Source organism: Curtobacterium sp. PhB191 (genome assembly GCF_004346515.1).
In the GTDB taxonomy this organism is placed as follows: domain Bacteria; phylum Actinomycetota; class Actinomycetes; order Actinomycetales; family Microbacteriaceae; genus Curtobacterium.
On record NZ_SMBV01000001.1, the window covers coordinates 626,827 to 649,300 of the forward strand.

General features: G+C 70.8%; 24 protein-coding genes. 12 read left to right on the top strand and 12 right to left on the bottom strand.

Going from position 1 to position 22,474, the window contains the following annotated elements:
- Positions 1–31: 31 nt before the first annotated feature.
- The gene (locus tag EDF48_RS03085) at positions 32–1,147 is read right to left on the bottom strand and encodes a Gfo/Idh/MocA family oxidoreductase (protein WP_111083744.1); all 1,116 of its coding nucleotides are present in this window, start codon (positions 1,145–1,147) and stop codon (positions 32–34) included.
- Positions 1,144–1,944: a sugar phosphate isomerase/epimerase gene (locus EDF48_RS03090; RefSeq protein ID WP_207906619.1), complete on the bottom strand. Its 801-nt coding sequence runs from the start codon at positions 1,942–1,944 to the stop codon at positions 1,144–1,146. Before EDF48_RS03090 ends, EDF48_RS03085 begins: the two co-directional genes overlap by 4 nt.
- 255 nt (positions 1,945–2,199) lie before the next feature.
- On the opposite strand from EDF48_RS03090, the gene EDF48_RS03095 reads away from it, so the two are divergent.
- The 5 genes from EDF48_RS03095 to EDF48_RS03115 all read left to right on the top strand — a co-directional run bounded on the left by EDF48_RS03095 (position 2,200) and on the right by EDF48_RS03115 (position 7,275).
- Positions 2,200–3,498: an MFS transporter gene (locus tag EDF48_RS03095; RefSeq protein ID WP_123294465.1), complete on the top strand. Its 1,299-nt coding sequence runs from the start codon at positions 2,200–2,202 to the stop codon at positions 3,496–3,498.
- Positions 3,499–3,502: 4 nt separating this feature from the next.
- Positions 3,503–4,735 (top strand): MFS transporter, encoded by a 1,233-nt coding sequence (locus EDF48_RS03100; RefSeq protein ID WP_131878030.1) that lies wholly within the window; start codon positions 3,503–3,505, stop codon positions 4,733–4,735.
- Positions 4,736–4,745: 10 nt separating this feature from the next.
- Complete coding sequence (locus tag EDF48_RS03105; RefSeq protein ID WP_131878032.1) at positions 4,746–6,068, top strand: carboxylesterase family protein; 1,323 nt, start codon at positions 4,746–4,748, stop codon at positions 6,066–6,068.
- A 97-nt stretch (positions 6,069–6,165) separates the two neighbouring features.
- Positions 6,166–6,756, top strand: a complete 591-nt coding sequence (locus EDF48_RS03110; RefSeq protein WP_131878034.1) for a TetR family transcriptional regulator C-terminal domain-containing protein — start codon at positions 6,166–6,168, stop codon at positions 6,754–6,756.
- 78 nt (positions 6,757–6,834) lie between these two features.
- Entirely contained in the window at positions 6,835–7,275 is a 441-nt protein-coding gene (locus tag EDF48_RS03115) for an NUDIX domain-containing protein (protein ID WP_131878036.1), read from the top strand.
- A gap of 69 nt (positions 7,276–7,344) precedes the next feature.
- Here the strand turns inward: EDF48_RS03115 and EDF48_RS03120 are convergent, their stop codons facing one another.
- Together EDF48_RS03120 and EDF48_RS03125 are read right to left on the bottom strand one after the other, a co-directional pair.
- Positions 7,345–7,533, bottom strand: a complete 189-nt coding sequence (locus tag EDF48_RS03120; RefSeq protein WP_131878038.1) for a hypothetical protein — start codon at positions 7,531–7,533, stop codon at positions 7,345–7,347.
- A 76-nt stretch (positions 7,534–7,609) separates the two neighbouring features.
- Positions 7,610–7,978: a VOC family protein gene (locus tag EDF48_RS03125; RefSeq protein WP_131878040.1), complete on the bottom strand. Its 369-nt coding sequence runs from the start codon at positions 7,976–7,978 to the stop codon at positions 7,610–7,612.
- A 54-nt stretch (positions 7,979–8,032) separates the two neighbouring features.
- Here EDF48_RS03125 and EDF48_RS03130 point away from each other — a divergent pair, with 54 nt between their 5' ends.
- Positions 8,033–8,671 (top strand): nucleoside/nucleotide kinase family protein, encoded by a 639-nt coding sequence (locus EDF48_RS03130; RefSeq protein ID WP_131878042.1) that lies wholly within the window; start codon positions 8,033–8,035, stop codon positions 8,669–8,671.
- A 37-nt stretch (positions 8,672–8,708) separates the two neighbouring features.
- Positions 8,709–9,542, top strand: a complete 834-nt coding sequence (locus EDF48_RS03135; RefSeq protein ID WP_131878044.1) for an SDR family oxidoreductase — start codon at positions 8,709–8,711, stop codon at positions 9,540–9,542.
- A gap of 109 nt (positions 9,543–9,651) precedes the next feature.
- Here EDF48_RS03135 and EDF48_RS03140 read toward each other — a convergent pair whose 3' ends face one another.
- The 4 genes from EDF48_RS03140 to EDF48_RS03155 all read right to left on the bottom strand — a co-directional run bounded on the left by EDF48_RS03140 (position 9,652) and on the right by EDF48_RS03155 (position 13,839).
- A complete protein-coding gene (locus EDF48_RS03140) occupies positions 9,652–10,983 on the bottom strand; it encodes an MFS transporter (RefSeq protein ID WP_243698017.1) in 1,332 nt (443 codons plus the stop codon).
- Positions 10,980–11,636 carry an HAD hydrolase-like protein gene (locus tag EDF48_RS03145; RefSeq protein WP_123937185.1) on the bottom strand — a complete coding sequence of 219 codons (657 nt, stop codon included), beginning with the start codon at positions 11,634–11,636 and terminating at the stop codon, positions 10,980–10,982. The genes EDF48_RS03140 and EDF48_RS03145 overlap by 4 nt, the downstream gene beginning before the upstream one ends.
- 139 nt (positions 11,637–11,775) lie before the next feature.
- Positions 11,776–12,471 (bottom strand): endonuclease NucS, encoded by a 696-nt coding sequence (gene nucS / locus EDF48_RS03150; RefSeq protein WP_111083752.1) that lies wholly within the window; start codon positions 12,469–12,471, stop codon positions 11,776–11,778.
- A 9-nt stretch (positions 12,472–12,480) separates the two neighbouring features.
- Positions 12,481–13,839: an MFS transporter gene (locus EDF48_RS03155; RefSeq protein WP_243698018.1), complete on the bottom strand. Its 1,359-nt coding sequence runs from the start codon at positions 13,837–13,839 to the stop codon at positions 12,481–12,483.
- Positions 13,840–13,957: 118 nt separating this feature from the next.
- Here EDF48_RS03155 and EDF48_RS03160 point away from each other — a divergent pair, with 118 nt between their 5' ends.
- Positions 13,958–15,085: a LacI family DNA-binding transcriptional regulator gene (locus EDF48_RS03160; RefSeq protein WP_200849238.1), complete on the top strand. Its 1,128-nt coding sequence runs from the start codon at positions 13,958–13,960 to the stop codon at positions 15,083–15,085.
- Between the two features lie 57 nt (positions 15,086–15,142).
- Here EDF48_RS03160 and EDF48_RS03165 read toward each other — a convergent pair whose 3' ends face one another.
- Both EDF48_RS03165 and EDF48_RS03170 read right to left on the bottom strand, forming a co-directional pair.
- On the bottom strand, positions 15,143–15,739 hold the full coding sequence (locus tag EDF48_RS03165) for a TetR-like C-terminal domain-containing protein (protein ID WP_123294474.1): 597 nt from the start codon (positions 15,737–15,739) through the stop codon (positions 15,143–15,145).
- Positions 15,736–16,827: an amidohydrolase family protein gene (locus EDF48_RS03170; protein WP_131878046.1), complete on the bottom strand. Its 1,092-nt coding sequence runs from the start codon at positions 16,825–16,827 to the stop codon at positions 15,736–15,738. The genes EDF48_RS03165 and EDF48_RS03170 overlap by 4 nt, the downstream gene beginning before the upstream one ends.
- A gap of 48 nt (positions 16,828–16,875) precedes the next feature.
- Here EDF48_RS03170 and EDF48_RS03175 point away from each other — a divergent pair, with 48 nt between their 5' ends.
- The gene (locus EDF48_RS03175; RefSeq protein WP_123680480.1) at positions 16,876–17,814 is read left to right on the top strand and encodes an amidohydrolase family protein; all 939 of its coding nucleotides are present in this window, start codon (positions 16,876–16,878) and stop codon (positions 17,812–17,814) included.
- On the opposite strand, the gene EDF48_RS03180 is transcribed toward EDF48_RS03175, so the two are convergent.
- On the bottom strand, positions 17,780–18,418 hold the full coding sequence (locus EDF48_RS03180; RefSeq protein WP_123294477.1) for a TetR family transcriptional regulator: 639 nt from the start codon (positions 18,416–18,418) through the stop codon (positions 17,780–17,782). The genes EDF48_RS03175 and EDF48_RS03180 overlap by 35 nt on opposite strands.
- 116 nt (positions 18,419–18,534) lie before the next feature.
- Between EDF48_RS03180 and EDF48_RS03185 the strand changes: the two genes are divergently transcribed.
- Positions 18,535–20,274 carry a CocE/NonD family hydrolase gene (locus EDF48_RS03185; RefSeq protein ID WP_131878048.1) on the top strand — a complete coding sequence of 580 codons (1,740 nt, stop codon included), beginning with the start codon at positions 18,535–18,537 and terminating at the stop codon, positions 20,272–20,274.
- On the top strand, positions 20,271–20,927 hold the full coding sequence (locus tag EDF48_RS03190; RefSeq protein ID WP_131878050.1) for a hypothetical protein: 657 nt from the start codon (positions 20,271–20,273) through the stop codon (positions 20,925–20,927). Before EDF48_RS03185 ends, EDF48_RS03190 begins: the two co-directional genes overlap by 4 nt.
- Positions 20,928–20,957: 30 nt before the next feature.
- On the opposite strand, the gene EDF48_RS03195 is transcribed toward EDF48_RS03190, so the two are convergent.
- Entirely contained in the window at positions 20,958–21,539 is a 582-nt protein-coding gene (locus EDF48_RS03195) for an acetyltransferase (RefSeq protein WP_131878052.1), read from the bottom strand.
- A gap of 166 nt (positions 21,540–21,705) precedes the next feature.
- Here EDF48_RS03195 and EDF48_RS03200 point away from each other — a divergent pair, with 166 nt between their 5' ends.
- Positions 21,706–22,347, top strand: coding sequence for a GNAT family N-acetyltransferase (locus EDF48_RS03200; RefSeq protein WP_131878054.1), 642 nt, complete (start codon positions 21,706–21,708; stop codon positions 22,345–22,347).
- Positions 22,348–22,474: the final 127 nt, after the last annotated feature.

The following is a 22,474-nucleotide window of genomic DNA, read 5'->3' on the forward strand; positions in this document are numbered from 1 at the left end:
GGTGCGGCGCGGTGCGCGACGCACGACGTGACTACGCGTTCGCGGCCTCGGCGAGGACCGCGGCGGCGGGGTCGAAGTCCTCGGGGAGCGGCTGGATCGGGTCGATCGACGAGGTGATCTCGACGGACTGACCCGACTCGGCGGCATCGCGGATGCCGAGCATGACGTCCAGCGCGTGCGACGCGACGGCACCGGAGGCGCGCTCCGGGCGGCCCTCGGCGATCGCGCGGGCCAGCTCGACGACGCCCGTGCCGCGGCCCCAGGTGGAGCCCTTGTGCGTCAGCGTGGTCGGCTCGTCCTTGCCGAGCGTCCACAGCGTGCTGTCGCCGTCGAAGACGTTCGGGTCCGGCAGCACGATGGTGCCCTCGGAGCCGTTGATCTCGACGAAGCCGTTGCGGGGCAGCGCGTGCTGGAACGACAGGGTCGTCTGCGCCGACTGGCCGCCCTCGAACGAGATGAGCGCTGCGTGGTGCGTGGGCACCTCGACGGCGAACTCGGTGCCGGCGCGGGGGCCGGAACCGATCACGCGCGTCTCGCGGGACTTCGACGACACGGCCTGCACGCGCGAGGCGGCGCCGAAGGCGTGCAGGAGCGTCGTGACGTAGTACGGGCCGATGTCGAACAGCGGACCGGCACCCTGGGCGTACAGGAACTCGGGGTCCGGGTGCCACTGGTCCGGTCCGGGCACGTGGAACATCGTCGTCGCGGTGAGCGGCGTGCCGATGTCGCCGCGGGCGATGGCGCGGATGGCGGTCTGGATGCCGGCACCGAGGACGGTGTCGGGGGCGCAGGCGTAGCGGACACCGGCAGCGGCAGCGGCTGCGAGCAGCTCCTGCGCGTCCGAGGCGTTCGTCGCGACCGGCTTCTCGCTCCAGGTGTGCTTGCCGGCAGCGATGATCTGCTGGCCGACCTTGGCGTGCTCGGCGGGGATCGTGATGTTCACCACGATCTGGATGTCGTCGCGGGCGAGGAGCTCCTCGACCGTGCCGGACGCGGGGACGCCGTACTTCTCGGCCTGGGACGCGGCGCGCTCGAGGATGAGGTCGGCGACCATCAGGACCTCGACGTCGGCGAACTGGGTCAGGTTCGTCAGGTACTGGTCCGAGATGTTCCCCGCACCGATGATGCCGACTCCGATGCGGCTCACTTGTCGTTGTCCTTCAGCCATGCGAGGGACTCGGTGATGCCCTGGAAGACGTCGCCCGAGTAGGCGTCGAACTCGACGACGCGGATGGCCTGCGGCGCCGCGGCGAGGATGCCCGCCACGTCCACGTCGCCCTGGCCCGCGGGGGTCTGGTTCTCGAACGCACGCTGCAGCGCCTCGGGCACGACGAGCGCGCTCTCCGACGAGGGCAGTGCGGTGAGGATGTCACCGTCGACCTTGCCGTCCTTGACGTGGATGGCGACGACGCGGTCGCCGAGTGCCTTCAGGACGGCGGGGGCGTCGGCGCCACCGACGGTCGCCCAGAAGGTGTCGAGCTCGAGCACCGTCTCCGGGCTGATCTGCTCGACGAAGTGGTCGTAGACCGTGCGGCCGTCGACCTTGTTCGTGAACTCCCACTGGTGGTTGTGGTAGCCGAACTTCAGGCCGCGCGAGGCTGCCTCAGCGGTCAGGACGTTGACGCGCTCGGCGATCTTCGCGACGTCGTCGGCGGTCTGCCAGCGGTCGGTCGGGATGAACGGGTCGATGACCGTCTGGATGCCGAGGCGCTCGGCGGCGTCCCAGATCGGCGCGGTGTCCTCGGCGTCGATCACGGCGACGTGGCCGGACGGCGCCTTGAGGCCGGTCGCGGCGAAGGCACGCTCGAGGTCCGTGGCACGCTCGACGAACGCGTAGGGCTCGACGTTCTCGTACCCGATCTCGGCGACGCGGGCGATGGCCTTGTCGAGGTCTTCGGCGATGGCGTCTCGCAGCGAGTACAGCTGCACAGAAGTGGTGGGCATTGCAGAGGCTCCTTCGGTCCTGTCTGGGTGTCGCGGCGACCAGGTGTCGAAGCACCGGGTGTCGCAGTCCGTCGAGGAGCGATGCTCCACGGCGAGATCGATGACGACGCTACCCCAAAAACCACCCGGTGTGTAGTTTTTGCGTCCCCCCGTGTCGCACGTCGGTACATGAACGACACCTGTCGATGTATGCTCAGCCAGTCAAAACCGTGCACAGGACGGTTTTGGCCACCAGCATCGACTCGAGGAGGCGTCATGAGCACACCCGAACCCGGCAGCCCGGCACTGTTGCACCCCGAAGAGGGCATCACCCAGCCGATCAGCACCGTGAAGGTGGGCATCGGCTACCAGATCGCCCTGTTCCTCGGGCAGTTCGGCCTCTTCGTCGCACTCATGGCACCGGTCTACGTCAGCATGCAGCTCAAGGCGCAGGCCCTGGTCGGCGACGACGCGGCGAACGTCATCGGCTCGGTGCTGCCGATCGGCGCGTTCGGTGCGCTCATCATGAACCCCCTCGCCGGCGCGCTGTCCGACCGCACCCGCACCCGTTGGGGTCGTCGTCGGCCCTGGCTGCTGAGCGGTGTCGTCGTCTTCGCGATCGCCCTCGCCTGGATCGCCTACTCGCCCGACGTCCTGAACCTGACGCTGGCCTGGCTCCTCGCCCAGCTCGCCGCCAACGCGACGCTGGCCACCCTGCTCGCGAGCTTCGCCGACAACGTCCCCCAGCTGCAGCGCGGCCGCTCGTCGAGCATCATCGCCCTCGCGCAGAACATCGCCGTGCTCGCCGGCACCTACCTGTCGGTGTTCTTCGTCGCGAACCTGCCCGTGCTGTTCATCGCACCCGGCATCCTGGCGATCATCCTCGTCGCGGTGTACGCCGTGGTCGCCCGTGACGACCTGCCGACGTACAAGCTGAAGAAGTTCACGTTCCTGAACCTCATCGCCTCGTTCTGGACGAACCCGATCAAGAACCCGGACTTCGCGTTCGCCTGGTGGTCGCGCTTCCTGATCATCTTCGCCACCTTCATGTTCACGACCTACCGCCTGCTCTACATGGAGAAGCACCTCGGCATCGAGGACGCGAAGGAGGCCACCGCGGCCGTCGCCTTCGGTGTGCTGCTCTACACGATCGCGCTCCTGGTCAGCGCGGCGCTGTCCGGCTGGGCGTCCGACAAGATCGGCCGTCGCAAGGTCTTCGTCGGCGGTTCGACGGCGATGTTCGCCGTCGGCCTGGTCGTGCTCGCGCACGCCGACACCGTGAACGGCTTCTACGTGGCCGAGGTCATCATGGGCTTCGCGTACGGGATCTACTCGGCCATCGACACGGCGCTGGTCGTCGACGTGCTGCCGAACGCCGACCGCCCCGGCAAGGACCTCGGGGTCATCAACATCGCCAACGCGCTGCCGCAGTCGCTCGCTCCGGCCGTCGCACTGTTCTTCCTGAAGATCGGGTCGGGCGACGCCGCCGACAACTACACGCTCATGTGCTGGGCCGCCGGTGCGATCGCCATCATCGGTGCCCTTGTGGTGATCCCCATCAAGCGGGTTCGATAGCCGGATGCACACCTCCGGGGTCGACGTGGACCGCAGCCAGCTCGCCGGGTGGCGGAACGCGATCATCGTCGCGTTCGCCATCGGCGGGATCAGCCTGGCCGGCTGGGGTCCCCGGCTCCCGGAGCTCCGCGTCGAACTCGGTGTCGACATCGGCACCATCGGTCTCATGCTCGGCGGTGTCACGATCGGCTCGATCGGCGGCCTGCTCAGCGCCGCCCCGCTGCTCCGGCGCCTGGGCGGCCGACGCGCCCTGACGGCGGTCGCCGTCCTGGTCCCCGCCGCACTGGCACTCATCGGCATCGCCGCTGCGCTGCACTCCGTGCCGCTGGCGAGCGTCGGGTTCGTCGTCGCCGGTGCCGGGATCGGCGCGCTCGACGTCATGGCGAACGTCGAGGGCACGGCGATCGAGGCGCTCGCCGGTCGCACGTTGCTCCCGTTGATGCACGCCGCCTGGTCGGGAGGCGCGGCCCTCGGCGCCGGGATCGCCGCCCTCTGCGCATGGCTGGGCATCGCCCCCTCGGCCCAGTTGATCGGTGAGGCCGTCGTGATCCTGGTGGTCGGCGTGATCGCCATGCGTGCGATCCCGGACGGCACGCGCGCCGAGGAACACGACACGACGCTCACCCCGCGGCAGCGCCTGCGGCAGTGGGCGCGAGGCTGGGCGGACGTCCGACTGCTGCTGATCGGCGTCGTGATGCTCGGCGTCGAACTCGGCGAGGGGTCGGCGAACAACTGGCTCGCCCTGGCGGCCACCGACGGACACGGCCAGACGGCGACGGTCGGGGCCCTCTTCTTCACCGTGTTCGCGGTCTCCGAGGCCGCGACGCGCGTCTTCGCCGGCCCCGTCGTCGATCGACTCGGACGGGTCCGGACGGTCCGCTGGACGACCGCGCTCGGCATCCTCGGCGCCGTCCTGTTCATCGTCGGCACGACCTGGTGGCTCACGCTCATCGGCGTGGTCCTCTGGGCGGTCGGCGTCTCGATGGGGTTCCCGCTCGGCATGTCGGCAGCGGCGCAGAGCGGCCCGAACCCGGCTGCCCGGGTCAGCGTCGTCGCGTCGATCGGGTACTTCGCGAACTTCGCCGGCCCGCCCGTCATCGGCGCGATCGCCGAGCAAGTCGGCGCGCTCAGCGCACTCTGGTTGATCGCCGTGCTCTTCGTGGCCGCCTTCGCCGCATCCGGGTCGCTGCGTCCGGTCGCCGAACCGACCCACGAGCGGGTCAGCGACCCTCGGTAGCGTGGAGCCCATGCTCGACGCGACGCCTGCCCCGTTCGACACCCCGGCCGGTCGCATCGTCGGGACGGTGGACGGCGACGTCGTCCGCGTGCTCGGGATCCCCTACGCGCGGGCCGACCGGTTCGCGCCGCCGGAGCCGATGCCGCCCTTCGCGAGCGAACTGCACGCGTCGACGCCGTCCCCCGTGGCGCCGCAGCCGCACGCGCAGTTCGTCGACCAGCTGCTCGGCGAGGTCGAGGACATCACCGTCGACGAGCACTGCCAGCGCCTGTCGATCACGCTGCCCGCCGACGTGACGCCCGACGAGCGCCTGCCCGTGATGGTCTGGATCCACGGCGGCTCGTACGTCATCGGCGGCGGCGACCTGCCGATCTACGACGCCCGCGACCTCGTGACCGAGCAGCGCGTGATCGTGGTGTCGGTGACCTTCCGGCTCGGGGTCCTCGGGTTCCTGGGCGACGGGGCGTCGATCCCGGCGAACCTCGGACTGCTCGACCTGCTCGAGTCGCTCCGCTGGGTGCAGGCGAACATCGCCGCGTTCGGTGGCGACCCCGACCTCGTCACGGTGTTCGGGCAGTCGGCCGGCGGCGACGCAGCAGCCCACCTGATGATCAGCGACGGCGCGGCCGGGCTGTTCCGCCGGGCGATCATCCAGAGCGCACCGCTCGGGCTGTCGCGCGGTCGGTCCCGGATGAACCGCGCGATGATCCGGGCCGTCGGTGCCGTGCACGCCGACACCCCGCTCGACGACCTGCTCGAACGGCAGGCTCTCGGCACCCGGGCGGCCGCGCCGTACGGACTCGCGGGCGGGATGCCGTTCGGCACCCAGTACGGGTTCGCCCCGTTGCCCGTCGAACGCGACCTCGACGACGCCTGGAGCCGAGTCGCTCCCGACGTCGACGTCCTGATCGGTTCCGCGACGGACGAGACCGGCATGTACGTGCCGTTGGTCCGCGGTCTGTCGCGGGTCGCTCGGTCACGGATCCTGCGCCCGGCGCTCCGCTGGTGGGTGGTCCGTCCGCTCTCCGACGTCATCTACGGCCGCGACGTCCGACGCTTCACCGCGCGGCACCGCCGAGCCGGCGGGCGAGCGACGTCCTACCGGCTCCTCCGTGGCGTGACGACCGCGCCGACCGGCGCCGTCCACATGAGCGACCTGCCGCTGTTGCTCGGCGGCCGCGAGGCCTGGGCCGGCACCCGCTTCGTCCCCGAGCGCGACTGGCCCGAGGTCGAGCGGCGCGGCCGGGCCTTCCGTGCGATCTGGGCCGAGTTCGCCCGGACCGGCGCCGTCACCGCCCCGGACGACGAGACGCTGACCTTCGACCGGCACTGACGTTCGACTGGCACTGACCTTCGATCGGCTCTGACCGTCTTCGCGCCCCCTGAACTGGCGGTCGCGTGGTCGCCCCCGGGACCGGACAATCGTCAGCATGCCCACGCCCGACGCCGATCTCCGTGCACGCATCGTGTCCGGTGCGATCGCGGCGTACCGCGCGACGGACTTCCACCGGGTCGGACCGGACGAGGTCGCCGAGCACGCCGAGGTGCCGGTCGCCGAGGTCAGCCGAGCGTTCCCGATGTGGGAACTCCTCGTCGTCGCGGTCATCGACCGGTGGAACAACGGCAGCCGACTCGCGCTGTGGCCCGTCGCCGAACGGGACGGTGCCGTCGCGTACCTGCGTGCCCGGCTCGAGGCCGGCGTCACGGACCCGGCGCTCGTCCGGCTCCGGATCGCCGTGCTCAGCGCCGCGTCGAACCCCGGCCACCCCGCAGCCGGGTGGTTCCGTACCCAGTACACCCGGGCGTTCGAGGACCTCACCCTCGCCCTGGTCCGTGACGTCGTCGCTGCCCGCGAGCCACGGGGCGCCTCGCCCCGGCACGCCGCCGAGCAGCTCATGGCACTGTTCGAGGGGCTGCAGCTGCAGGCGATGGTCCGCGACGACGCCGAGCCGCTGAGCGGCTTCGACCGCGCCGTCGCCCGGATGCGGGTCGGCTGGGCAGCAGCGCGCGTCGACGCCTGAGGGCTCCGAGCGGGAGCACGGAGGGGAGGCACGGCGCGGCTTGCGTGCGTCGGCGCGCCCACCTGGCATGGTCGGCCCATGGAGTACACCGACTACGACACCCGGCTCGCCGCGTACGGCGTGATCACGGACGGTGACCGGGTGCTCCTGGCGAAGCTGCGCTTCCCCGAAGCCGGCACGTGGACGTTGCCGGGCGGTGGCGTCGAGTTCGACGAGACCGTCGAGCAGGCCGTCGTGCGCGAGGTCCGCGAGGAGACCGGGTACGAGTCCGAGGTCGGCGCCCTGCTCGGCGTCCGGCACCACGTCGTCCCCGCGGAGCGCCGGATCCACGCCAACGGGCGCCCGATGAAGGCCGTGCAGGTCGTGTTCCGCGCGACGGTCGTCGGCGGCGCACTGCGCGACGAGATCGACGGGTCCACCGACGAGTCGCGCTGGCTGCCGATCGCCGAGCTCCCGCACCACCGGCACGGGCTGCTCGTACCCGTTGCACTGGCGTGGGCGGGTGCGCTCACGCGCTGACCCCTCATCCGGCGGCCAGCGTCGCGAACTGTGCCAGGACGTCAGTGGGTACCGGCGTGGCTGACTCGGTCATCGCTCGCCCAGCAGGAATGAGATGCTGTCGAGCCAGTCCTGAGGCAGGTACTCGTCGGTGAAGAGATCGCGCCACTGCTCGGTCGGCGCGAACTCTCGTTCATCGAGGTCCCACTGCGCCCGGACCCGCGCGCGTTCGATGAGGAGTTCCTCGCGGGTCCAGTGTCGTCCCACTACAGCGGTCATGGCCGTCCTCTCGTCGGTGTGGGACGACGGTAGGGCGGTCAGTGGGGCCGGCGCGAGCTTTCTGAACACAACATGTTCAATCGGCGACGACGCTCAGGACGTTGCCCGACGGGTCGGTGAACCAGGCGATGAGCGGGCCGCCCTTGCGGTTCACACCCTTCTCGTCGGTCATCCCCTCGTACTGCAGGAACGTGATGCCCTTCGCGGTGAGCTCGTCCACCGCGGCGTCGACGTCCGGCACGGGGAAGTTCAGCACCGTGAAGGCCGCGGGTTCGTGCGCAGGCCCCTTCGGGTAGACGAGGACACCGTGGCCGTCGCCGAGCTGCAGGAAGAGCATGCCGTGGTCCTCGGAGACCTCGACCCCCAGGACGTCCTGGTAGAACTCCTTCGCCTCCGGGACGTCCCGTACCGAGAACCCGCTGAACGCCTTCGTCGCATCGACCATGCCGCCAGTGAACCACCCCGGTCCGGTGTCGGCGCGCTCTGCCAGGATGGGGCCGTGAGCCACCCGGACAGCAGCGTCGACGACGCCGTCGAGCGTGCGGTCGAGCTCGCCTCGGCGGGGCCCCGGGCAGTGCTCGGCATCGCGGGTGCTCCCGGTGCCGGCAAGTCGACCCTGGCCCGCCGCGTGGTCGCCGCCGTCGACGAGCGACTCGGGGCCGGCACGGCGGTGCAGGTGCCGATGGACGGCTTCCACCTGTCGAACGCGGCGCTCGACGCCCTCGGCCGGCACGACCGCAAGGGCGCCGTCGACACGTTCGACGCCGACGGCTACGTCGCCCTGGTCCGACGACTCGTCGCTGCCGACACCACCGTGTGGGCGCCGGACTTCGACCGCCGCATCGACGAGCCCGTCGCCGGCAGCATCGCCGTCCCGCCGACCGCCCGGCTCGTGGTCTCCGAGGGGAACTACCTGCTCGACGATGCCGAACCGTGGGCAGCGCTCGGTGACCTGTTCACCGAGACCTGGTTCTGCGCCGTCGACGACGGGGTGCGGGTCGACCGCCTGGTCGGTCGGCACATGCGCCACGGACGCGACCACGACGCCGCGCGCGCGTGGGCGGTGGAGGTCGACGGCGTGAACGCGGCGAGGGTCGCGCCCACGGTGATCCGTGCCTCCAGGACGGTGCGGACGTGACCAGCAGACCGACGCGACACCGATCGAAGGAGCGACCATGACCATCGCCATCACCGGAGCGACCGGCAACATCGGGGGCGCCGTCGCACGCGCGCTCGCCGCGGACGACGTGCCGTTCCGGATGATCGTGCGCGACGCAGCGCGCGCGCCGGAGCTGCCCGGCGCCGAGGTAGCGGTCGCGACGTTCGCCGACGCCGACGCCAGCCGGGCGGCGCTCGAGGGGGTCGACGTGCTCCTGATGGTGTCGGCGGCCGAGGCCGAGGACCGGCTCGACCAGCACCGCACCTTCGTCGCAGCAGCTGCCGAAGCCGGTGTGCGGCACGTCGTCTACACGTCGTTCCTCGGCGCGGCCGAGGACGCGACCTTCACCCTCGGGCGCGACCACTGGGCAACCGAGCAGGCGATCCGCGCGACCGACACGGCGTACACGTTCCTGCGGGACAGCTTCTACCTGGACTTCGTCGAGGACCTGGTCGGCGAGGACGGCGTGATCCGCGGGCCGGCAGGCGACGGCGCCATGGCGGCGGTCGCCCGTGCGGACGTCGCACGGGTCGCGACCACCGTGCTGCAGGACCCGGGTGCGCACGTGGACCGCACGTACGAGCTGACCGGGCCGGCGGCGTTCACGCTCGCCGAAGCCGCCGCGGTGGTGACCGAGGCGCGTGGCCGCACGGTGACGTACCACCCGGAGACGTTGGACGAGGCGTACGCGTCTCGTGCGCAGTGGAACCCCGAGCCGTGGCAGGCAGACGCGTGGGTGAGCACCTACACGGCCATCGCCGAGGGGGCTCTCGCGCACGTGTCCGGCGACGTCGAGCGCATCACCGGCCGGCGCCCGATGTCGCTGCGCGAGGTGCTCGCCGCGCGGTAGTGGGCGCGGGCGGGACTTCGTGAGCAGAAATGGTCGGGTCAGGTGCGGCGACCCGACCATTTCTGCTCACGAAGCGCAGCGCAGCGCTCGGCAGCGGGCGCGGCGCTCCTCAGGACACGCGGCGCGCGGCGATCGTGCCGACGACCCCGAGCGTCAGCACCGACACGAGCACGACGAGCAGCGGTGCCGTCCAGTCCCCGGTCGCACCGTGCAGCGCCCCGGCGACGAGCGGCCCGGCCGAGCCGATCAGGTACCCGCCGCCCTGCACGAACGCGGACATCCGACGGGCATCGGCGTCGCTCGACACGATCCGCACGATCACGATGAAGATCACGGTGATGCCGCCGCCCTGGGCCGCGCCGCCGAGCACCGACCACAGCAACCAGAGCTGCGGGGCGAAGAGCAGCCCGAGGGGCATCGCCAGCCACAGGAACGCGACGAGCGCGATGATCGCCCGCGGCCGCCACTTCGCCGCGAGCAGCGGGACCCCGAGCGCACCGACCACGGCCAGGATCTGGAACACAGACGAGCTCGCCCCGGACGACGCCTTCGAGAACCCGATCTCGTCGTGCAGCAGGGTCGGGATCCAGGCGGTCAGGGCGTAGTACGAGAACGCCTGGCCACCGAACGCCAGCGTGAGCCCCCACGTGATGAGTCGTCGTGCAGGGCGGACCGGCTCGGGGGCGGTGGCAGCAGCGGCCGCCGCGGCCCGGTCGGCGCGGATCGTCCGGATCGCCCCGGTGTCGAGCACCTGGTCGATCGGACCGGTGATCGGCAGGGGCTCGTCGTCGTCGGACCGCACCGGGCGGCGCCACGCGGCCCGGGCACCCACCGCGTACGTCCAGGCGAACCCGGCGATGACCGCGAAGACCGCCCACACGGCGATCGCGACGGGCCAACCCCACAGCGCCGCCAGGGGAGCGGTCGCGAGTGAGGTGATCATCGACCCGACGTTGAGCGCCGACGTGTAGACGCCGGTGACCAGGCCGACACGCTCCGGCGAGGTGTCCCGCCGGATGACGACGGGGATCACCACGTTGCCGATCGTGATGCCGATGCCGATCACCGCGGTGCCGACGAGCAGTGCGGCGGACGACGGCATCGAGCGCACCACGGTGCCGGCGAGCACGATGACGAGCGACAGGGACACCGCACGCTCGGGGTCCGCCTTCGCGATGACCCAGCTGGCGAACGGCGTCGCCAGGGCGAAGCAGAGCACGGGGATCGTCGTCAGCAGCCCGGCGATCGTGGACGTCAGGCCGAGGTCGAGCCGGACGTCGCCGATGACCGGGGCCGTCGCGACGATCGGCCCGCGGAAGTTCAGTGCGATGAGGACGATGGCGGCGGGCAGCACCCACGCGGCGGCACGCAGCCCCTGCCGCGTCGCGCCGGTCCGGCCGCGCCCGCTCGTCGCGTCGGTCCCGCCGGTCCCGTCCGTCACGGCAGCAGGATCGGGAGCAGGTCCAGCGGGGTGGCGGCCGTGGCGATGGTGCCCTCGGCCTCGGCGGGGGAGCCGTACCCCCACTCGGCGAAGACCACCGGGACGCCGTGCACCGTGGCGCCCTCGACGTCGTGCACCCGGTCGCCGATGAGCACCGGGCGGCTGATGTCGAACCCGCGGGCGTCGAGGCGGCGCAGGGCTTCCTCGACGACGTCGGCCTTGCTCGACCGGACCTCGTCGTCGCTGGCGCCCGTGATGATGTCGATGTCCCCGGTGAGCCCGTAGTGCTCGAGGATGTACGTCGCCGGCGTCTCGGGCTTGCTCGTCGCGGTCGAGATCGGCAACCCGGCGTCGTGCAGCGCGCGGAGCACGACGTCGATGCCGGGGAACATCGTCGAGTCGAGGGCGCCGTGCGAGAAGTAGTGCTCGCGGTACACGGCGAGGGTGTGCTCCGCCTGCGCCTCGTCCATGCCCATCGCGACCCGGAACGTGTCCATGATCGGCGGGCCGACGAACGACATCAGGGTGTCGTGGTCGGGCACCGGGACGCCCACGGTGCGGAAGGTGTGCGTCAGGCTCTCGAGGATGCCCGGCGCGGAGTCGCTGATGGTGCCGTCGAGGTCGAACAGGATGGCGGAGAACGGGCTGGTCATGTCCTGCCCACCCTACCGGCGGCGGTCGACGGGACCACCCTGGTGCCGCGCGCGACGGGGCGGACGTGCGCCGGGCCTCCCGGTCGGGCGGCGGGCGGGCGCGGTCGGGCGGAACACGCACCCAACCAACCAACCGCGGTCAGAACAGGCGGGTGTGCCCGCCCTCGATGCCGCGCATCGCGTCGTAGTCGAGCACGAGGACGCGGATGCCGCGGTCCTCGGCGAGGGTGCGCGCCTGCGGCGCCACCGTCTGCGCCGCCAGCACGCCCTGCACCGGACGCAGGTGCGGATCGCGGTTCATGAGCTCGAGGTAGCGCGTGAGCTGCTCGACCGCGTCGATGTTGGCGTTGCGCTTCATCTCGACCGCGACGCTCGCTCCGGCGTCGTCGCGCGCGAGGATGTCGACGGGCCCGATGGCGGTCATGTACTCGCGGCGGACCAGCGTGTGGCCGTCGCCGAGCAGTTCGATCTGCTCCGCGAGGAGCTGCTGCAGGTGCGCCTCGACCCCGTCCTTCACCAGGCCCGGGTCGACGCCGAGGTCGTGGGTCTGGTCCGCGATGACCTCGTGGATGGACACGATCAGGCGGTCCTGGGTCTTCTTCTGCGTCACCGTCCAGACCTCGGTGATGCCACCGACGGTCTGCTCCTCGTCCGGCTCGCTCATCTCGATCGAGCACGGCGGGCTCATCCAGTTCAGCGGCTTGTAGCTGCCACCGTCGGAGTGCACGAGCAGTGAGCCGTCCGCCTTGAGCATGAGCAGACGGGTCGCGAGCGGCAGGTGGGCGGAGAGCCGGCCCGCGTAGTCGACGGAGCACCGGGCGATGACGAGACGCACCCGGGAAGCCTAACGGGCGTCGCGTCCCGACCCGGACGGCGCGCTCGTGGCGTCAGCAGTGCTGGTTGCGTCGGCAGCGGTCGTCGCGTTGTCGGCGTTGTCGGCCGGGAGGCGCGGCTCGCCCCCGTCGTGTCCGTCGCCGCCCCCACGGGTCGGCCTGGCGGCGGCGCCGGTCTCACGGGCGGCACCCGACGCGAGTCCCGCCGCGATGATGAACACGAAGACGACCAGGAGCGCACCGAGCAGTCCGACGTGCTCGCCGAGGAACCCGATGAGCGGAGGACCGGCCAGGAACGCCACGTACCCGATGGTCGCGACGGCGCTGACCTTGGCGGCGGCCGTGCGGGGGTCGTCGGCGGCGGCCGACATGCCCATCGGGAAACCGAGGCTGGCACCGAGGCCCCAGAGCACGACGCCCACGATCGCGAGCGGCACGTTGTCGATGAAGATGAGCATGCCGAGGCCGATCACCGCGACGGCGGCGCTGATGCGCAGGATCGGGACGCGCCCGAACTTGTCGATGAGGGGGCTGCCGGCGACGCGACCGACGGTCATCGCCGCGAGGAACACGGTGAGCACGCCGGCACCGGCGGCGTTGTCGAGCCCGTGGCCGTCGATCATCGCGAGCGGCAGCCAGTCGTTCGCGGATCCCTCGGCCAGGGCCATGCCGAGCACGATCACGCCGATCAGGATCGTGGACGGCTGTGCCCAGACCTGCATGCGGGTGAGCGGCGTCGCGACCGGGCTGGTGTCGGTGGAGACCTGCTCGGCGAAGCGGTGCTCGTCCTGGAACTTCGTGACGGCGACGAGCATCACGGCGCTCGTGATGACGACCAGCACGATGAAGTGCACGGACACCGGGATCTCGAGCCGCTCGGCCAGCGCTCCGAGCCCGGCGCCCGCCAGCGTTCCGAGGGAGAACGCTGCGTGGAACAGCGGCATGATCGTGCGCCCGCCGGCCTTCTCGGCTGCGGCACCGGACACGTTCATCGACACGTCGCACAGGCCGTTGCCGAACCCGAAGGCGATCAGGGCGATCCAGATGGCGGCGAAGCCCCAGCCGAGCGTGACCGCGATGCCAGCGAAGACCATGCCGAGCGCCAGGCAGGCGGCGGCGATCTGGATCCCGCGCCGCGCGCCGAGCTTGGCGACGATGTGGCCGGCGAAGGTCAGGCCACCGATCGAACCGACGGCCATGCCGAGCACGAGCAGCCCCATCTCGAACGTGCTCGCGCCCAATGAGTCGCGGACGCTCGGGATCCGGCCGAGCCACGTCGCGATGTCGAGCCCGGACAGGGTGAACACCACGAACACCGCGATGATCCAGGCCCTGGTGGTCGGAACGGTGCGGGTGGACGGCGTCGTCATGGTGGTCCCATCGTGCTTCGTTGCTGGTGGTCGTGGTGCGGGTCGCGCTGCGCGTTTTGTTCGGTGTCGGTCGTTATCGAATCGATTCGACCGCTTGTTCCCGCTACGCTAACCGGCGATGGACGAACCGGCAACAGCACTCGGCGCGTCGCCTTCCCGCGGCGGAGGCACCCGTCCGTCGCGCCCGACGCTGGCCGCGGTCGCCCGTGCCGCCGGTGTCGCGCCGTCGACGGCCTCGCTCGCGTTCAGCGGCAGCGGCCCGGTGTCCGAGGACGCCAAGGCCCGAGTCCTCGCCGCCGCCGCAGAGCTCGGCTACGGCGGCCCCGACCCCCGTGCGCGTTCGCTCCGCCGAGGGCGTTCGGGCGTCATCGGTGTCGTCATGGACGAGCGTCTGAGCGATGCCTTCCGTGACCCCGTCAACGTCCTGACGCTCGACGGCATCGCCGAGGTCGCCGGGGCTGCGGGCGCTTCGCTCTTGCTGGTCCGGAGTCCGCTCGATGACGAACAGGGAGCCGGCCCCCTCGTCGATGCCCCGATGGACGCCGTCGTGCTCGTCGGGTGCAACGTCCGGATCGACCCGGCCGTGGCGGTGCTGCGGCGCCGGCAGATCCCCGTCGTCGCGATCGAGGCGGACGAGATCGAGGGTGCCGTCCCTGTTCAGCTCGACAACCGGGATGCCTCGCGCCGTGCTGCTGCGTACCTGCAGGACCTCGGGCACGCCGACGTCACGGTGGTGACGCTGCCGCTCGACGCTGCTCGTCGGCGGGGGCCGGTCGACGACGACCGGTTCGCGTCGGGCATCGCGTTCACGACGCTGGAGCGACTGCGGGGCGTGCGCGAGGTCTACCCCTCCGCCGTGGCGGTCGAGACGGCGGGGAGCTCGGTGGAAGAAGGACGCCTGGCAGGCGTGGAGCTGTTCGCTGCCGATGGCCCTCGCCCCACCGCCGTCATCGCCCAGAGCGACCTGATCGCCGTCGGGGTGATCTCGGCTGCCCTCGACGCCGGGCTGCGGGTGCCCGAGGACGTCAGCGTCGTCGGGTTCGACGGCATCACGGTGGACGACAGCCTGTTGCACCGCACGCCGATCCGGCACCTGACCACGCTCGTGCAGCCGTTCGTGCAGAAGGGCCAGGCTGCCGCTCGTGCTGCGCTGGCGATGCTCGAGGGGGCGGAGCCGCAGCCGGCGTCGTTCATCTCGGAGTTGCGAGTGGGGGACACGACGGGGCCGCCGCCGGCTGTGCGCTGATCCCACCCCCGGATTCCGCCACACCCCTACGAGTCGGTCAGCGCGACTTCGCGACGATCACCGCGACAGGGCGGGAAGTACGACGTCATCGACGACCTCGACGATGTCGTCGCGGGACAGCGGACCAGTGGTGAGGTGACGGGCGAGCACGAGTGCGGCGCCAGCGCTGACGCGTGATGGGCTGACAGCGCTCGAGGGGATCTCGCCACGGGCCGCGGCGCGTCCGAATGCTTCGGTCACGAGACGTTGGCGCGGCTCGATGAGCAGTGCGACGATGCGCTGCCACATCTCGGGTCGTCGCTCTCGCTCCAGGAGAAGTGGTGCGAGGACCCGTCCGACGGGGGTGGTGAGCCCGTCGGCGAGATCGGACAGGAACGCGATGAGTTCGTCGCGGAGGTCACCGACCGGCTGGAGTCGGGTCCCCCCGGGGTGATCGCTCCGCTCCGCGGTGTCTTCGGTCCAGGCGAGGGCAGCGAGGACGAGCTGCTCCGGATCGGTCCAGCGCCGGTAGAGCGAGGCCTTGCCCGCACCGGCTGCCGCGGCGACGTTCTCGAAGGTGAGGCCCGCCATGCCGTGGTCAGCCAGCTGTTCGAGTGTGGCGGCGAAGATCGCGTGCTCGAGGTCAGCACCGCGCCGCCGGACGGGAGCGTTCACGAGATGAGTGTCCCACCGACCCACACAGCGCCCGGCTGAGCGAGGACGGCTGGGTCGACGAGGGGATCGCCGGTCGTGAGCAGGAGGTCCGCACGCAGCCCCACTTCCACACGCCCGCGGTCGTGCAGACCGAATGCCGCCGCTGCCCCGTCCGTGGCAGCGGTCAGTACCGCGCCGTTCGTCATCCCGGTGTCCCGCAAGAGGAGCATCTCCTCGTGGAGGGCCTCGCCGTGGCGAACCGGCGCGAACGGGGTCTCGTTCGCGTCCGTGCCGGCGACGACTGGCACACCGGCGGTGTGCATCCGGCGCACACTCTCGACGGCGTTCTCGAACGCGGCGTCGGCACGGTCCCCGAGTCGCGCGCGGGCCATCGCGCGCATCATCACGAGGGTCGGTGACGCGATGGTGCCCTGGTCCGCCATCCGCCGGACGGTCGCGTCCGGCAGCGGCCGGTCGAGCGGCGCGTGCGTGAGGATGTCGACCCCGGCGTCGAGCCCGCGGACGAACGACGCGGCGGTCACGACGTGGGCCGCGGTCCGGAGCCCCCGGCGGCGTGCGCCGTCGACCAGGGCCGTGATCGTTGCGACGTCGAGCGCGGGGACGTCGGTGGCGTCGGGGTCCTCGATGATGATCTTGACCAGGTCCGACCCGTTCGCGGCCCGCCAGTCCAGGTACCGCTCGGCATCGGCTGCGCTGCTCACGCCGCTCGCGTCCGGGAAGCCCATCCGAGCGATCTGGGTGCTGCCCGGCGCCGAGGCGGCCGAGCCCGCGCTGAGGAGCCCCGGTGCCCCCGGTGCTCGTCGCTGCTCGTCGACGAGGGAGTCCGGGTGTGTCCCGAGGTCGACCATCGTCGTGACGCCGGCTCGGACTGCGGACGACAGCGCCGCCGGGGAGCCCAGGTGGACGTGCGTGTCGATCAGGCCCGGGACGAGGAACTGCCCCGTTCCATCGACGACCGGACCGCCGGCTGGAGCGACGGTCCCCGCGGGACGGACCGTGGTGATGTGTTCGTCGAACTCGACGTCGACAGCCTCGGTTGTGGTCACCCCGCCGGAGCTGGTGCGGACGTTGCGAATGGTCGTGGTCATGCGGTCTACGATACAGAATCGTTCACTACACGCAACGAGGAGCCATCGATGTCCGAACTGATCGACGTCCACGCACACTTCGTCACCGCGGACTACGTCGCAGCGGCCCGAGCAGCCGGGTACGAACAGCCGGACGGCATGCCCGCCTGGCCGAGCTGGTCGCTCGCCGGCCAGCTCGGTGACATGGACCGCCGCGGGATCGCCCGAGCGGTCCTGTCCATCTCGTCGCCCGGAGTGCACTTCGGGGACGACGACCGAGCCGCGGAGCTCGCGCGGACACTCAACGACGAAGCCGCCGCGATCGCGGCCGCGCACCCGGACCGGTTCTCGTACTTCGCGTCCCTCCCGGTGCCGGATGTCGACAGTGCGGTCCTGGAGGCCCGGCGCACGTTGCAGGGACCGGGTGCGGTCGGCGTCGTCCTCGAGTCCAACGCGCACGGCCAGTACCTGGGAGATCCCGCGTTGGAGCCGCTCTGGGCCGAGCTCGACGCCCGCGGCGCGGCCGTCTTCGTGCACCCGACCTCGCCCGTCGGGTGGGAGCACACCGCCCTCGGGCGTCCTCGCCCGATGCTGGAGTTCATGTTCGACAGCACCAGGAGCATCGTCGACCTGGTGTTCGCCGGCGTCCTCGACCGGTACCCGGACCTGCGCGTCATCGTGCCGCACTCGGGCGCGACCCTGCCGGTCCTCTCCGACCGGATCGCCCTGTTCCAGCAGTTGTTCGGCGCCACCGCCGGCACGATGCCCTGGAAGGACGCGATGCGGCGGCTCTGGTTCGACACGGCAGGCACGCCGTTCCCACTCGACGTGCCAGTCCTCGCCGAGGTCGCCGGGACGGACCGGCTGCTCTACGGCAGCGACTCGTGCTGGACGCCGACGCAGGGCGTGGACGCGCAGATCGCCGCGCTCGACGATGCCGAGCCGCCGCACGACGCGACGAGTTGGCGGGAACTCACGACCCGGAACGCTCGGCGTCTGCTCGACTGACTCCGGCGAGGACGCTCTGGATCGCGGGTCCGGCGATCGCGACGACGGTGTCGTGGTCGGCTGCGAGCACGGCAGGGACCCCGAAGACCTGCCGGCTCGTGATGATCCCGACGAGCATGGCCGCGGCGAGCCCAGCCCGGAGCGCACGGTCCTCGTGATCGGCGCCGGAGGCTCCGTGTACGAGGCGGGCCTGGATGAAGTCCCGCAGCTGCGCCGTCGCGTCCTCGTTGACCATCGCACCTCGGAGCATCGCCATCAGCGGTTCCGACTCCTCCGGGGCGCCTTCCCAGGCCTGTAGGAACGCCCGGACGACACGCTCGCCGAGATGCTCGTCCGGACCCTCGAAGGCCGTGTCGAAGCGCCGGAGCGCGGACGGGGACACGGCCATCACCGCTGCGAACAGGTCGGCCTTCGACCCGAAGAACTGCATCACCTGCGAAGGGTCGACGCCGGCGTCCGCCGCCACGGCTCGGATCGTCGTGCCGGCGAAACCGTCGCTGGCGAACCGCGCACTCGCCGCCGCGAGGACCGTCGTGCGGGTGCTGGCCGCCCCGGGACGGCGACCCACGCGGGAGGTCGTCGCTGCTTCCGTCGTTCCGTCCATGCCCGCAATCTACTCCGCCGACGGGTTTCTCAACACGCGTTGAGTTCTTGCCGGATCGGACGTACGCTCGCCTCGACGACGAGCCCACGGAGGACTCCCGCACGAAGGAGAACACGATGACCGACCAGAGGATGACCGTCCCCTCCACCCCGCTGCCCGCTCCGCGCACGGGTGTGCTCACCCCCTTCGAGCCCGGCACCCGAACCCTCGAGGCCGGGTTCCGGATCGCCCCGCAGTTCAAGCCGCTGCCCGTCGACACGGTGTTCGACAAGGACGTCGCGATGCAGCTGCGCGACGGCACGACCATCCACGTCGACGTGTTCCGCCCGGTCGGTACCGAGCCGGTGCCGGTGATCGTGGCATGGAGCCCGTACGGCAAGGCGCAGGGCACGTCGCTCAGCGTGATGGGGGTGTTCGGGCTCGTCGGGCTGCCGAACAGCACGGTGTCCGGACTCGAGAAGTTCGAGGCACCGGACCCGGCGTACTGGGTCGAGCACGGCTACGCGATCTGCAACGTCGACATCCGCGGCGTGGTCGACTCCGAGGGCGACAGCGTGCTCTGGGACCGGCAGGAGGGCCGCGACGCGTACGACGTCATCGAGTGGCTGGCCGAGCAAGAGTGGTGCGACGGCAAGGTCGGCATGAGCGGCACGAGCTACCTCGCCGTGTCGCAGTGGTTCACCGCCGCCGAGCAGCCCCCGCACCTCGTCGCGATCAACCCGTGGGAGGGCGTCAGCGACGTCTACCGCGACCTCGTGAAGCGCGGCGGCATGCCCGACACCGGGTTCGCGCAGCAGCTGCAGGACGGCAGCTTCTTCGGGAAGGGCCAGAAGGAGGACATCCTCGCCGAGGTCGACGCCCACCCGCTGATGACCGACCTGTGGGAGCAGAAGATCCCTGACTTCTCGCAGATCGAGGTGCCGGCGTACGTCGTCGCGAGCTACTCGAACACCCTGCACACCGCCGGGACCTTCCGCGCCTGGCGTCGGATCGCCAGCGACGAGAAGTGGCTCCGGATCCACAACACCCAGGAGTGGCCGGACTACTACGACCCGGCCAACGTCGAGGACCTCCGCCGGTTCTTCGACCACTTCCTCAAGGGCGCCGACAACGGGTGGGAGACCACTCCGACCGTCCGGTACTCGGTCCTCGACCTGCAGGGCGGAGACGAGGTCGCCGTGCCGGCTGAGTCGTTCCCGCCGCAGGACGCCGCTTCGACGAAGTACTACCTCGACGCCCGGACGCGAACGCTGACCACGGCCGCGCCCGAGGCACCTGCGGAAGCGTCCTACGCCGTCGACGCGAACCCGGACGCCGTCTCGTTCCTGACCCGCTTCGACGAGGAGACCGTCCTGGTCGGGTACCCGAAGGCGCACCTGTTCGTCGAGGCCCGGGGCGCCGACGACATTGACCTGTTCGTCCTCGTCCAGAAGCTCGACCGCTGGGGAACGCCGCTGCAGGCGTTCACCGTGCCGAACCAGTCGGCGATGGCGCACGACCTCACCGACCACGGCGCGACGATCCTGCGCTACAAGGGCTCCGACGGACGCCTCCGCGTGTCCGCCCGGCACCTCGACGAGGCCCTGTCGACCGACGACGTCCCCGCGCACTCGTTCGACCGCGTCGAGAAGCTCGCTGCCGGGCAGGTCGCCGAGATCGAGATCGACCTGTTCCCGGTCGGACTGCGCTTCCACGCGGGCGAGCAGCTGCGGTTCATCGTGAGCTCCCGCAACCTGCTCGGCACGCTCATGCCGGCGATCCGCGAGTACGTCGGCGCGAACACCGGGCGGCACGTCGTGCACACCGGCGGCGACCAGGCCTCGTACCTCCAGCTCCCCGTCCGGGCCGCACGGTGACCGGCGCGACCGTCCGCCTGGCCGGCGAGGACACCGACTCGACCATCGACGGGTTCGAGCTGTTCTCCGCCCGCCGGGCGCTCGCGCTCCTGAAACGGAAGCTGGGACGCGAGCGACTGCTCGAGCTGCTCGAGGACGAGATCGCTGCGGGTGACGCGTTCCTCCGCACCCACCTCGAACGCTCCGGCGGCGAGCAGGCAACCGGCACGACCACGCTCCGTGCACGGGGCATCAGTGCCGCGCAGTTCGGTGCGTGGCTCGGCGCCGCGTTCGCCCGCGAGGACGTCATGCTCGCCGGACACCCGGAGCACTACGGGATCCACGCCGAGCCGGGGCGCAACGTGAACATCGTCGAGACCCTCGACGAGTACGTCTGCTCGTTCTTCATGCGCCCCTGGGACGACAGTGCCGTCGTCGAGCAGGAGCTGCCCGCCGCAGAAGCGCCTGCCGGTCGCCGGTCGCACATGCTGTTGGCGGACGGGACGGTGATCGGCTCGATCGCGAACTCCTTCGACGAGGAGCAGGACGGCTTCACCGCACGTCTGTCCGTCACCCTGCCGGCGACCTGCGCCCCGGCGGTGATCGAGCAGCACCTCGAGCACTTCGCCGTCGAGTTCCGCACCTGGATCCGCCGAGCCGCCAACGAGCGGTGACCGTAGCAGCGCAGTCCGGTAGCCCATCGGCTACCGGACGTTTCGCCCGAGCGTTACCCATTCCTCGTCTTGGATGTAGCCCACCGCGTCGTTAGCTCGGAGGATCGCAAGATTGTCCGCAGAACCGCCGGTGCGGAACTGTGTGACGCCCTCCGCCGCGAGCGTGAGTACGGACGCCGCCTTTACCGCGATGCCCAGGCCCTGACCACGCCAGGCTCGGTGAACAACAGTGAACTGCGTCTCCGCCTTCGTTCCCTCCACGTCTACGAAGGTCATCGCGACGAGATCGCCATCCGGCCCAAATGCGCCGAACGCTCGCCTTGACGCACTCGGCGTCGCCGCGCGTCGGTCGAGGGGTGTGTGCTGCGTTGCGGCACTCCCGGGGTAATCCTCGGCGGTCATGGCATCCAGGCGCAGCACGGACTCAACGTCGGCGTCTGCCAGCTCCCGCACCGATCCTTCGGCCTTTGCAACCAACGCCTGCAATCTCTGGCGGTCGATCCGGGCGGAGTCGAGTTGGGCCCCGAACGAACGAGCGATAACGACCCACCCATCCGCTTCAAGTTCCGCGCGTCGCGACGTTTGAGCCGGCAGCACAATCGTTTCCCCCATGGTTCGATCTTGGCACGGCGACGGCCCCGGAACACCAGCACAGTTGCGCGGCTCTCGCGCAAACCCTCTAGAGCCGTCGGTCGCATGCTGAACCGCCCGGTAGCCGATCGGCCAACGGGACATCGCTGGCCCGTAACGTTCGACGCCGCGCTCTTATCGTTGGGCGATGGATCTCGATCACGTTTGGCCCTTGTTTGGGCTGCGCCTCATCACTCCTCGGCTGGAACTGCGGCCCCTGCGCGACGAGGATCTTCCTGGGCTCGTCGACGTGGCCCTGTCCGGCGTCCACGATCCGGCTCGAATGCCGTTCGGTGTCCCATGGACGGACGCAGAACCGACAACGTTGGCTCGTTCTCTCGCGCAGTACCACTGGAAGCTCCGGTCCGGGGTGAGCCGTGACTCGTGGGGTGTGAGCTTCACCGTGCTTCACCAGGGGACACCGGTCGGGGTCCAAGAGCTGCACGCTCGCCGCTTCAACGCCCGCAAGACCGTCGAGAGCGGCTCATGGCTCGCCCTCGAACATCAGGGCCACGGGCTCGGGACCGAAATGCGGGCGGCGCTGCTGCTGTTCTCGTTCGACCATTTGGGAGCTGAGTGGGCGGAGTCGAGCGCAGTCGCTTGGAACGAGCCATCCCTTCGGGTGTCCGCGAAGCTCGGTTACGAGCTCAACGGTGTCACTCGCGCCCAGACTCGCGCCGATGAGGTCGTTGACGAGGTCAGGGTGCGCTTGAGACGGGAGGACTTCGCCCGGCCGAGCTGGAGCCTGATGACTGAAGGGGTCGAAGCAGCGACCGAGTTCTTGATGTAGTCCAACAGGCGAGCGCTCGGCGGTCCGGTAGCCGATGGGTCACCGGGCACCCTTGAGCACGCGCAAGGGCCTAAGTGCTCCGCCATCAAGGTTCCCGGCGGTCAGGTGCCCGTTGACGGGGATCTTG